Consider the following 12,489-nt stretch of genomic DNA (forward strand, 5'->3'; position numbering starts at 1 on the left):
GTGATGTCCTAAAAAGACTACCCACCCATAAAGTCACAGAAATTGAGGATTTGCTACCTCATCGTTGGAAACCTGAACCTCGTTAAAACATAGCAATGGGATTCAGCGGATGCTTACTTTATATCCAGTCCATGATGGTGAAAACCATCATAAACCAGACATTTTAATTGCTGAATAACAACATCATCATCAATCATCAACACAACATAACAGCCATTGTTTTATCTTTTAAAATCGAATCAGGCGCCATTCGCATCTTGATGGAATGAGTCCAGAAGCATTTGAGGCAGCTTCAAATGAAGCTATCTTGTGTCTAGGATACTGGGAGCAGTCCAAAGCTATCATAGGATAGTCTCTTCAAAAATAATTTATCAAATGGTAAAAAGTATCTATTTCACCTGTATCAACATTCTTGTTATGTTGGTAATTATTGTTGAATCTTCATAATTTTTAAAGTGACCAACTTCTTGTTACTTTACCCTATCTTAAACTACATTAAAAAATAAAAATAATATATATATATGTTTTATATATATATATTTAAAAGTTATTCTAATTAAATTAGTGTAATTTATGTCGGTGACTATTGCCAAGGTTGGGGTCGGGAGTTCGAGTCTCCTTTCCCGCTCCAGATTTAAAAAGCCCTTATCGAAAGATGGGGGCTTTTTTCTTGTTGATGTTTATCTGTTCTGAAAATTTTAAGGATATATCACCAAATAACCATAAAATGAGATGTTAAAAATCATTAGGTATCTACTCATGAATATGAGCTAGGACAGGTAGAATTCGCAAAATTTGCCTAGAATAGTTGAGCATGTTTAGTTTTTATATGACAAAGCCGATACTTCAATTAATACAAATACTTGGCTTTCATATTTCTACAATACCGATTAAGAGTCCACAAAGTCAGATGTATGATTAAAACTTTATAAAGATACTCAAAATAAGAAGGTTTATTTGAATGATATTCCAGATACACAAACATGCAGATCAAATTGAATAGAAAATTATAATTACAACCATCCGCAGAGTGGCTTAAAAATAAAATCCTCCCTCAAGAATTTTATGGTTCAAATTAGCGTATTAACTGTCTGTTTTTCAGAGGCTGATAGAATTAAATCTTAGTGATCTTACCAAAGATGAGTTAGGAGTTCGAGTTGTCCTACTCACCCTCACCCCTGCATTAGTATTTTTATCACATGAAATTTCTTCATTAAAGAAGGCTAATCCCCACATTTAAACAACTTTAGTTTGTTTCTCTGGATCTTCTTGATTAGCAATTACGGCTTGATTGCTATAAACTTCTTTCCAAGGAGAAATACCATAAAAAGAACCGTTCAATTGTGAATAGAGGATAAGCTCTCTGCGGAAATAAGAGAAATAATGAAAATCAACCTTTCCGGGATTTGTCCAGAACTTGGACAAAGCATATTGATTGGTAAGTTTTGGTAAATTATATAAAGCAAAACCAAGCACTTTAACCGGTATTTGATGGAATAATGCCTGAATACCTGTGGTGCTATTAACGGTCACCAAACCTAAGCCATGCTTTAACAGGGTAGGAAAATGTATATCACAAAAATAATGAACTCGCCCTTGAATGTGGAATTGCTTGGCATATTGATTAATTAATTTTCTATAATTTCGATATCCCCTATCCATTGGATGATGTTTCAAAACCAAATGCATTGACTGATCTGCATGCAGACCGAAATCTTTTAAAACCAGTTCAATATACTTTTCTACATTCTTTAAATCACTATGTATTTTAATTTGCGAATCATTATGTACTTGCAAAGAAAAAATAAAATATTTTTTTGAATTTTCCTCTAAAAATTTATTAAATTTACGCTTTTCAAACAGTTTATTTTCAATGCTTCTAATACCTGATAACGTCCAAAATCCCAATTCTTTTATTGGATGAATACCGCGATGATGCTCATAATTCGGGTATTTAAAAGAAAATAAAACCCATAAAATATAATAAGTAATAACACTCGCAACCATTTTATAGTATCTATGTTGTACATCAGTGATATTGGAATTTAAATCATTACGATTTTCTGAGACTTGTGTATTATTTAAGTGGTTCAAAAAATTAGAGAAAAAGTTAACGCCATTTTGCTCAAAAGTGATGTAATTAGGCCGAATATAACCCTCTTCAAAAGCAAAAAAATCAATATTATTTTTTTCTGCTATTACTTTTGCCAACTTGTGATATTTTCTGCAATCACCAAAGCAAACAATAGCATCTATTTCATGCTCTATTAAAAAAGCCTCAATCCACCCTAAAAAATCGCCTAAACGTCCTTGATAATCAAAAACGTTCTCTTTGGATTTATAAAAAAACCGATCGCCACCATTAAAGTTGATTTTATAACATTCAATATTTTTACCATTTAACCATTGTGCTAAACGATAAAAAAAATCACCCATGGGCCCCTGTAAGAGTAAGACTTTATTCGCCAGCAATAATTTATCTACATGTATAGACATGAATGAGTTTTACCTATTCTGAATTTTTCTAAACTTTAAAAAAATATCCTTCCATGTTTCTTTTGAAGTTTCGGCTGGAAAATTCATCTGGCTTTGAATGTATAAAATAACATCTTCAGGAGAAACGAGTGGGATATTCATACTTGTCGTCTTTTTGATATTATATACCGCATACTCTACAAGTGTCACATACACCAAAGTATCAAGGTCTATTTTTTTATTCCGTCTATCACACTGAAATTTATCTTGTGTTAGGCCCCAACCCGCATAAAAAGGCATGCCATAACAATATACCTTTAATCCTCTTAACAATGCCTCAAAACCGCTTAATGAAGTAATGGTATGCACCTCATCACAAATTTCAAAACATTCTAAAATTGAAGAGTTCAATTCAATTTGATTGGCATATTTCAACACGACCTGCCCTTCAATTTTGCCCACTCTAAGGCCAGCATGAACATCAGGATGAGGCTTATAAATGATATATGCCTTTGGATTATTGTTTCTAACCTCTTTAAGCAAAGCAAGGTTTGTCTTTATTTCGACTCCCCCCAATTGCACCGACATATCATCTTCAACCTGCCCGATGACCAATAAAATTTTTTGATCTTCTGAGGGTTTAGTTAACTTTTTTGCTATACCCACATTGTATTTGGAAATATTGAGTTCAACCAATAAATCACGCAGATTCTGGGCACGCTCATACTGCGTAGAAGTCAATTCTGTCGTTTTGAGTAAATTTTCTATTTTAGAAGGCTGTGTTGCATCATAATAAATACCCACATCATCAAACACCAAAGAACAGGGACGGATCAGTGAGGCCCCAAGACCAATCGAACGAATAAAACCATCTTCGACTGTTATCACATTTTTATAGCCTTTATCTTTTAATAGTTTGGCTTTTTTCCCCCAAGCCAAAATATGATCATTTCGATTTGGTCTGAAGAAGTTTTTAAAATTAATTTCACCTTTTGGAAAAGCTAAAAAATCTCGTATAAATTTCCTCTTCCAAGCGCTAAAACCATAGGCTGTAAGTTTTAAGGGTAAAGTTGCTTGTACTTCAATATTCGGTATAAGCAGATCAATAATCTCTTCTAGCTCACAGCGTTTATGTGTGACTGGTGAAACATAGCGCGCATATTTTAGATAAGCACAGGCAAAAAGATGTTCCAAGGAGCGATTAACTCCTCGGCGTCCCTGAAGAACCCCCACAGGAGCAAACATATCATTGGTTAGACCCCAGCCTGCATACCATGGCACGCCGAAACAATGAACTTTCTTGCCACACAACAAGGCTTCAAAGCCAAGCTGCGAACTGACCACATAGATTTCGTCCATATGACCCAACAATTCAATCGGATTATAGGCTTCAGTTAAGACCTGAATATTTACAGACGCTAAATCTTGTGGCTGGAAATGTGACTGTGCTTTGCCTGCCAGCACATCTGGATGGGTTTTGACCCAAATGGTGGCTGCTGGATGGTCTAAACAAGCTTGTGCCAACATGGTCTTAAAGGTTTCTGGCGTAGCACCTGCATATTTGATAGATTGATCACCATAGGTCTGATCAATCACTAAAATATGTTGGGTATTTTGATTAAATTGAGCTGAATCTATGCTTTGAAATTTTTGATTATACTTGGTGATTTTATGATTCAGAATGGTCTGAATGGCATGTGCAGCACGTAGATTTAACTCTTCTTTTTCGGGTTGAAGAATCAGTTGCTCCAAGTCGGATGATTGCAAGGCATCAAAATAAATCCCTGTTTCATCTACAACCAGAGAAAGAGGCGCATAGCCATCTTTGCCCAAGCCTAAAGAACGGATAAAACCATCCTCTAGACATAACGCTTTTAAACCCTTTTGTTGAGCCAGTGCTTGGGCCTTAAAAAAGCTTTTTTTACGTCCCCAGCCTGCTAAATATAGGGACGGTAAAACAAAAAAATCACTTGTATACTTTTCAATAAAAGGAATTTTTAAAGTTTTGGTATTACCACTTATCATAGATATTCATAAAAATTTTGAATTCAATTATACTAAAAAACTCTATATTTGCAAAATTTATCATACATAATAGAATATATATTTATACTTCAAATTGAATTTCTTATCTTATGTTTAAATTAAAAACAAAAACCTTTGAAAACCTATTCTTAACTTCAAGCTACAATCAACTTAAAAAATCTTTAATTTTTTGTGAAAAAAATAACTTAACCAACAATGCTTTTATTTTTTTTGGGAGAAAAGGGAATCTTGATCATTTTAGAACATTTAAACAGGAAAATAATAAATTAAAATTAATCTATATTCCACTATCATTCAAACCAAATAGGATTAGAACTTTAAAATATATTTATTTTATGATTATATTTAAATTAATTAATAAAATTATTGCATCAAAAAAAATTTTTTTCTTCAATTGCATGGGTTACAATAATATCTTTGCAAAAATTTATAAAAATCAATGTGAAATGAATTTAATAGAAGATGGTTTAGTTAATTATAAATTTTTTAAAAAAAACTATACTAAAAACAAATTGTTTAATTCATTATTCAATAATGAGTTAAAATTTAAAAACTACTATTGCACACATCCTAATTATGCAAAAAAATATATAAAATCAGAAAATTATATCTTATTTATACCCTACTTACCCCTAAAAAATAAAAATTTAACATCCCTTGATATGCCAAACCACAATGATGCAATATTTCTAAATCAAAATTACAATATAGACATAGAAGCCATTATTAGCATCATTTCAAGCTTTCATGATGTAGAAAAAATTTATTTAAAATTACACCCAAATAATACTATAGAACATACTATTGAAATTGAAAAAAAAATTAAAGATAAAAACATAATAATTTTAAAGAACAAATACATTAGTGCAGAGGATATAATACAAATTAGCAAACCAAAATACGTGATTTCGCTTAACTCAACATCTTTAATACTTTCAAAAATGATAAGTCAAAATACAATACCTATCAGTATTACTCCTACATACATAAAATTAACTGGGATAAACAATCAAATTATTGAGGATTATAATATATTAAAGCAATTTGATTTTATATTATTTAAGTGAGTTACCCCAGTAACTCACTTTATTTTTTATTTAACGTCTTCAAATTTTAACTGAGACCCTTTTTTAATATCTTTTGCAGCGATTTTTCCTATTAATGATTCATAATCATTCGCACTAAAGTCACCCGTTCCCGGTCTTTTGACCCAAATATTTTCTTCTGTAAAACTCTCTCCAGCTTTTATATGATCATCCGCAACAACTGAAGCAAATGCAAAATCGATTGTAACTTGCTCTTCATTTGCCGGTTCTTTTTGCCCACCACGCATTTTTGCAATCGCACAAGATCCTTGAATTAGCTCAGTTAAATTTGAAGGATCCATCGAACAAATTATATCTGGACCGGGTCTGGACATATCATCAGTAAAATGTCTTTCGAGTATACTGGCTCCTAGAGCAACTGATGACAAACATGCCCAGTTATTAATAGTATGATCCGAAAGACCTACTACCGCATCTGGAAACTCTTTGATTAATTCTTCCATTCCACCAAAACGTACAAGTTCATATGGTGTTGGGTAGATATTAGTACAATGTAATAATGCGTAAGGCACTCCATATGATCGAATAATTTCAACGGATTTTCTAATCGACGCTATATTATTCATCCCTGTAGATAAAATAATAGGTTTCCCGAAAGATGCGATTAATTTAATTAAAGGATAATTATTGCATTCACCAGAACCAATCTTATAAGCAGGAATATTCATTTTATGTAATCTATGTGCAGCAGCACGTGAGAAAGGAGTACTGATAAACTCCATACCTTTAGAATTTACATAATTCATTAGTTTGATTTCATCTGACTCATTCAAAGCACATCTCGCCATGACATCATAGATTGAAACATTTGTATTACCTGGTATGACTAGCTTAGCTTCATCTGACATTTCATCTTCTACAATATGTGTCTGATGTTTTATAATTTCAGCACCCGCACTATAAGCCGCATCAACCATTGCTATAGCTGTATCTAATGAACCTTCGTGATTGATTCCAATTTCCACAATCACTAGAGGGTCATAATCCAAACCTACAGAACGATTACCAATTTTAAATGAAGGGTTAGTCATTGACGTTATTCCTAAGCGAGTAGATTCTATTTGCTTCGTATAAATCTTCTGGATAATCAATATCTAAAGAACTAGATTTATCCATTTCGTAATATGAAACAGGACTGATAAAAAAATTTTTACTATCTAATAATTTTTCAATTTTATTAATATATATTGCACCATTGATTTGATATGCTTTGGGTAAATCCTGACGCGGATATTCCATGTACTCAATATCAGCTAATGATATATATTCATCTTTAGATTTCAATAACATTTTATAGGGATGAACATCAGATTCAGTTATTGAAATTAAACTATTTTTATCAGAATTTCTAATGAATTCAGAATAAGCCTCTTTTATATGTGTACTAGTTCTAAAAGGGCTAGTAGGTTGAAGTAAAATACTTGTACCACTATTCAATCCTAGTTCAGAAATTACATGTAAAACAGCATCTATAGATTTAGAATTATCTAATGCTAAATATTGAGGACGATCTATAACAGTCGCTCCATATTTAATGGCTTCATTTTTTATTTGAATACCATCAGTGCTTACTATAATTTTATCAAATATACCTGAATTTTTAGCTGATTTAATAGTTATAGCCAGTAATGAGTCATCACCTATTTTTACCAAGTTTTTATTTTTTACTGATTTAGAATTAGCTCTTGCTGGAATTATCGCAACAATCATTGAATAAACTCCACAAAATCTTTCTGCAATAAGGTATTCCAAAAGTTTTCAGAATTAATTGCATCTTTAAAACGGCTTATACTACTACCATCACCAAATTCATGGCTAATTTCAATATTTTCTAAAAGTAAACATTTATTAATAGCATCTAAAATATCATTAGTTACATATGAACAATTTATAATAGATTTACTAAAAAAACGCTTATTTTGGCGTGTACCCACATTCACAGTTGGTACTCCATAAAAAGATGCCTCGCGGATACCAGCACTAGAATTCCCTATAATAAATTCCGAATTCTCCAACAATACTAAAAAAGATTCGAACTCAACTGAGGGAAAAATTTTATTTTTTAATATATCTAATTTTTTAATTTCATCAATTATAAAATCAGAACCCAAATCATTATTAGGGTATATAACAATATAATTTTTTTCTGATTCATTAATAGCTTTGAAGAAATTTGTAGCATATTGCTTAAATTCTGAATATTCAGTTGTTACCGGATGGAACATACATATTGCATATTTATCAAAGTCAATATTGTATCTTCTTTTTACATCTTCTAATTTTGGTAGATTAGACGAACTCATAACATCAAGATCAGGCGAACCTATAATAAAAATTTTATTTTCTGATTCTCCCATTTGAATCAATCTAGATTTAGCTGATTCATTCGCAACCATATGTATATGAGATAATTTACTTATTGAATGTCTAATAATATCATCAACTGTACCAGATAATTCACCACCTTCAATATGACAGACTAAACAATTAGCTAGCGCTCCCACAGTAGCACCAGCTAACGCTTCCAATCTATCACCATGTACAACAATCATATCAGGTTTGATTTCTTCGACTGATTTTGAAAATGCAGAAATAGTATTTCCCAAAACAGATGACATTGGTTCATTTAAATACTGATTAGATTGTAAATATACATTAACATAACCTTGTTTAATGACTTCACGAAAAGTTCCACCATACCTCTGCATCATATGCATACCGGTTACGAATACATGCAGTTCAAACTCAGGATGACCTTCTATATAATTCATTAGAGGTTTAATTTTACCAAAGTCAGCACGAGTACCAGTAATAAAAAAAAACTTTTTCATATCAACAACTTAAATTAAAATTGAAAGTATTTTTTAAATACTTCTAAACTTACAATATCATTATAAAAATAACCATCAGTTAAAATTTGATGATTAAACTCTACATTTTCATATTTTTCGAAAAAAATAAATACTTTAGTATTCTTACTAATTGAGTAGAAGTCAATAAATTTCTTAACGCAAGTATAATAAACGCAGTAGTTTAGGTTATCAAAATACCTACTCTCCAAGAATACACTCATTTTCAAAAAGTCTTCATCATTTTCGATAAAATATAAAATATTAGAAGTAGAAATTGGAAGACCTTTTGAGAATAACTGATCAAAAGTAATATTGAAGTTTTTCTGTTTATTTAGCTTTCTAGAATAAGAAAGAAAAATATTACCAAAAAACAAACTATCTATATTGTTTTTTTCTATAAAAATTAGATTTTTTTTCAAATCTAAAAAACTATGTCTAGTATTATAAAAAACCTCAAGAATTAGAATAAAACCGCTATAATCTGAACTATTAGTGTTTAATTCATCATGTTTTTTAAATTTTTGGTTATTGGAAATCATCAAACATAAACAGTATATTTTTTTCAAATCTTGATCTAAAAATTCATTTCTTCTATCAACAAAATTAAATTTTGTTCCATCTCTCAAGAAAATTAAAGTCTTGAAAAAAATATCAAGAAAAATTTCAAATTCACTGAAACACTCATACTCATTTTGGTTATTTTCAAAAAAATCAATACTGTATTTTGCTAATAAGTTTAACTCACATGATTTACTATTAAGAAAAACTTCGGGAATAAATAAAATATATCTATTTATATTTTCAAAATCAATAATAGAAATATTATTTTTTAAAATTGAAATTACCTCATCCTTTCTATTAAAATAAAGGTCATTTTTATACAATAAAAGTAGATAATCATTCACCAAGTAGCTAGGTAGAAAACCAAGTTGAGATACAATAAGAACCAAATAATAAAAAGACTTATATGGGTTTTCAACCTTATACTTTAATACATTTAAGTATTTAGCTAAAAAACTAAAATCGTTATTTAATTTATAGCTGGAAAAATCTAGCGAAAGAATATCAATTAAATGAATTTTTTCAAAAGCTGAATTAACCCCATACTTATTTTTAAAAAAATAAAATAACTCCTCTTCAGAGTCATAACAAATATTATCCAAGCCCTCTACAACATTTTCATAAAAATAATCTAGCTCACCGACTATTTTAAAGAAGATAAAATCCTCAAAATAAAATTCAGTTTTTTTGGTTTTACCAAGTGGCTTAATCTCACCGTTAAAATACTCAAAAATATTATTAAAATTATACAATATAGTAAAATGATCTTTTATTGTATCTATACCTCTTGCATTTCGTTTACTATATTCAATATTATTAATAAACTCATTAGCAATTGAAAGAACTTGTGTACCCTTACTTATTAAAGGGGCGTAAACCAATGATGTCGATGTTAAGCCAATGATTAATTTAGGGTTCACTGCACTCAACATAGGTTCGACCAAAAAACTTTCTTCATCTATATAAATAAGATTTTCAAACCGTTCTGTTTCTTTTTTAAATATTATCTTTAATTTTTCACTATCTTTCGGATGCATTTTTATATATATATTACTATTAAATTTCAATGAAATTTGATTTAAAATAGTAAGTGCACTATTTACATGATCAATTGTATGTAAATTAAAGCTTTGATTTACATATATACTATCATTGCTAGTAATATTATATTTACTCAAAACACTTAAATTATTTTTATATGCGTGCAAGATTGGGTAAAAAAAAGTGTTATATTCTTCAGCAGAAAAATCCTTTTGGATTAAATTTGGAAAAGAAGCATAAACCTTATCCACCTCATTAAAATAACCATCAAAATTATTCAACAATGGTAGTTTTTTTAATATTTTCTCTTTAACCGTGCTATCTATTTTTTCTATAGATGCTTTGTTTTTATATGTTCCCGTACCCTCTTCAACGATACAGATTTTTACTTTATTTATTTTTGCAATTTTTTGTAGTATCGTGTAGTGAGACTCAAAACTGAAGAGAAATAATTTTTTTGGTTTTGCTTTTATCAACACCAGAAAATAGCTATTTATAAAGTACCTTGCTTTGTAAATATCTAAAATTGATGGCCTTTTTGGAATTTTCAACATTTCAATAGATTGAAATAATTTTTTATTAACAGATTTTTTAATTAAATTTGGCATATTTTTATTAGCCAAAGTATATAAAATAATTAAATTTGAGTTTTTCAACCCTTGAATTTCAATCAAATTTTCTGCATTTCTTAATTGACCTAACGTTGTAATAAAAAACAAATTATCACATTTATTTATAGATAAATCAGGATAACCAAAGTAAATTGAATCTTTAATAAATTCACGAGGAGATTTAATAAATTTTGTTAATTTAGACACTTTAAAAAGCCTTACTAAAGAAAAGTTGATAATCGCATAACTGGGTTTTTATAAATCTCATAAATTTCATCTACAAGACTTCCTACTTTATTACCACCTAATTCCTTAAAATCATTTTCAGTAATATTTAATTTGCTATACATGCTTTGTAAATTATCATATGTCTTTCCCTCTGGAATAGTCAAAGGAATACTAGTTCCATGCCCAGAATATGCAAGCTCTAACTTTTCTACTGACTTACTGGTCTGGATATGTTTCATTTCTTCTACATCCATCGGGAAACCATTCCCATAAATAAATGTAATTTTATAATTTTCTTTCTCAAAATCTAATTTTGATAAATCATACAAGCTATTTGGATAATTCATTAAATTTGGATTAATTGCTATATATTTCATGAAATTTCTATAAGTTTGAAATACCAAATTAGGATTATATGGATATATTTTTATTTGTGTTGAAAATACAACCACACTTATATTTATTTCAAAATCAGTGTTTTCTCTCAATAGTTTTGACACTAGTATTGCACCACACCCACCTTTAGACAGACCTACAACCGATATTTTCTTATATTTCTTCTTTCCAATTTCCTCAATTATCCTTTTAAAAATCAATTCATGTGAATAAATATACATACTCATACTGGTATCAGCTACAAATATTTTATCGGCATCATACTCGTACTTTCTTAATTCAAACTTTACTGTTGATGAAAAAACTATTAACAAGTTATCTTTGTTATTGTCTTCATAAGAATATTTAAAACTTTCATTTTCTGCTTTTTGTCTAAAATATTCTGATCTTTGATAGTCCTTTTTTTTCTCATAATTATAAGTAAGACATAAACTATCAAATACAGTTCTGTTTTCTATATTTATTTGCTCAATATTACTTATACTCTCTTCATACATACCATATGCGCTTTGAATATATGCAAGATCCCTAATCCAATCATTTTTTTTCTTATTTAATGCTATTTTTTGAAAATTTTTTATTTCACTTGTAGTTATTTTAATACCTTTCTGCGCTGCAATAGTTAGCATTTTCACTCTTGCAGAAATTAGTTTTGGATTAATATCAATAGCTTTTTTTAAATATTTGTATGCTTCATCCAAAGCATTTAGTTTAATACAACTTTCCGCCATGAGTTCCGAAATATAATAATCATCTTTTTGACTAAGAATAATTGTCGAAATTTCTTTACAGCGTAAAAATTTTTTCAGCCTAAAACTTGCTTCACAGCATGCTTTTAGTATTTCGATATTATTATGTAAAGAATTATCATATTTTCTTAAAATTTTTTCATATTCCCTATTTGCTAAATATTTCTTTGCTTTAGCCTCATCACAAACATTTTCAAAAAAATTAGAAAAGTACTTACTTTCAATAACTGAAGAATCTAAATCCACTAATTTTTTGATGTCATGTGTCAAAATGTATAGCTCTATTAATCTTAACTGCTTAACAAAATATTTTTGATCCCATAAATCATCTTTCTGATATATTGCTTCCAATACATCAGTTTCATTCATCATTTTTGCTTTTATATAATCTAATATAGCTTTATCTAAATCTGCCTTATTCATA

The 12,489-nt window shown here is 29.4% G+C and carries 8 protein-coding genes; 1 reads left to right on the forward strand and 7 read right to left on the reverse strand.

The window, feature by feature from the left end; genetic code table 11:
* Positions 1-1,236: 1,236 nt before the first annotated feature.
* Together HLH18_RS03945 and HLH18_RS03950 are read right to left on the reverse strand one after the other, a co-directional pair.
* Positions 1,237-2,496, reverse strand: a complete 1,260-nt coding sequence (locus HLH18_RS03945; protein ID WP_171545824.1) for a capsular biosynthesis protein — start codon at positions 2,494-2,496, stop codon at positions 1,237-1,239.
* 9 nt (positions 2,497-2,505) lie between these two features.
* Positions 2,506-4,500, reverse strand: a complete 1,995-nt coding sequence (locus HLH18_RS03950; protein WP_171545825.1) for a capsule polysaccharide biogenesis protein — start codon at positions 4,498-4,500, stop codon at positions 2,506-2,508.
* Between the two features lie 110 nt (positions 4,501-4,610).
* Between HLH18_RS03950 and HLH18_RS03955 the strand changes: the two genes are divergently transcribed.
* Entirely contained in the window at positions 4,611-5,588 is a 978-nt protein-coding gene (locus HLH18_RS03955) for a polysialyltransferase family glycosyltransferase (RefSeq protein WP_171545826.1), read from the forward strand.
* A 26-nt stretch (positions 5,589-5,614) separates the two neighbouring features.
* Here HLH18_RS03955 and HLH18_RS03960 read toward each other — a convergent pair whose 3' ends face one another.
* Genes HLH18_RS03960 through HLH18_RS15835 form a run of 5 tightly spaced genes read right to left on the reverse strand, consistent with a single transcriptional unit; the run spans position 5,615 to position 12,488 of the window.
* The gene (locus tag HLH18_RS03960; protein ID WP_171545827.1) at positions 5,615-6,658 is read right to left on the reverse strand and encodes an N-acetylneuraminate synthase family protein; all 1,044 of its coding nucleotides are present in this window, start codon (positions 6,656-6,658) and stop codon (positions 5,615-5,617) included.
* On the reverse strand, positions 6,651-7,337 hold the full coding sequence (locus HLH18_RS03965) for an acylneuraminate cytidylyltransferase family protein (RefSeq protein WP_171545828.1): 687 nt from the start codon (positions 7,335-7,337) through the stop codon (positions 6,651-6,653). Before HLH18_RS03965 ends, HLH18_RS03960 begins: the two co-directional genes overlap by 8 nt.
* On the reverse strand, positions 7,334-8,458 hold the full coding sequence (gene neuC / locus HLH18_RS03970; protein WP_171545829.1) for a UDP-N-acetylglucosamine 2-epimerase: 1,125 nt from the start codon (positions 8,456-8,458) through the stop codon (positions 7,334-7,336). The genes HLH18_RS03965 and neuC overlap by 4 nt, the downstream gene beginning before the upstream one ends.
* A gap of 14 nt (positions 8,459-8,472) precedes the next feature.
* Positions 8,473-10,899: an alpha-2,8-polysialyltransferase family protein gene (locus HLH18_RS03975; protein WP_171545830.1), complete on the reverse strand. Its 2,427-nt coding sequence runs from the start codon at positions 10,897-10,899 to the stop codon at positions 8,473-8,475.
* Positions 10,900-10,913: 14 nt separating this feature from the next.
* Positions 10,914-12,488: a tetratricopeptide repeat protein gene (locus HLH18_RS15835; protein ID WP_214647260.1), complete on the reverse strand. Its 1,575-nt coding sequence runs from the start codon at positions 12,486-12,488 to the stop codon at positions 10,914-10,916.
* Position 12,489: the final 1 nt, after the last annotated feature.

The organism is Acinetobacter sp. ANC 5414 (genome assembly GCF_013004295.1).
Lineage (GTDB): Bacteria > Pseudomonadota > Gammaproteobacteria > Pseudomonadales > Moraxellaceae > Acinetobacter.

Bases quoted from the DNA above. Each gene is read 5' to 3' on its own strand.
- HLH18_RS03945 (WP_171545824.1), bottom strand. From the start codon at position 2,496: ATGTCTATACATGTAGATAAATTATTGCTGGCGAATAAAGTCTTACTC.
- HLH18_RS03950 (WP_171545825.1), bottom strand. From the start codon at position 4,500: ATGATAAGTGGTAATACCAAAACTTTAAAAATTCCTTTTATTGAAAAG.
- HLH18_RS03955 (WP_171545826.1), top strand. From the start codon at position 4,611: ATGTTTAAATTAAAAACAAAAACCTTTGAAAACCTATTCTTAACTTCA.
- HLH18_RS03960 (WP_171545827.1), bottom strand. From the start codon at position 6,658: ATGACTAACCCTTCATTTAAAATTGGTAATCGTTCTGTAGGTTTGGAT.
- HLH18_RS03965 (WP_171545828.1), bottom strand. From the start codon at position 7,337: ATGATTGTTGCGATAATTCCAGCAAGAGCTAATTCTAAATCAGTAAAA.
- neuC (WP_171545829.1), bottom strand. From the start codon at position 8,458: ATGAAAAAGTTTTTTTTTATTACTGGTACTCGTGCTGACTTTGGTAAA.
- HLH18_RS15835 (WP_214647260.1), bottom strand. From the start codon at position 12,488: ATGAATAAGGCAGATTTAGATAAAGCTATATTAGATTATATAAAAGCA.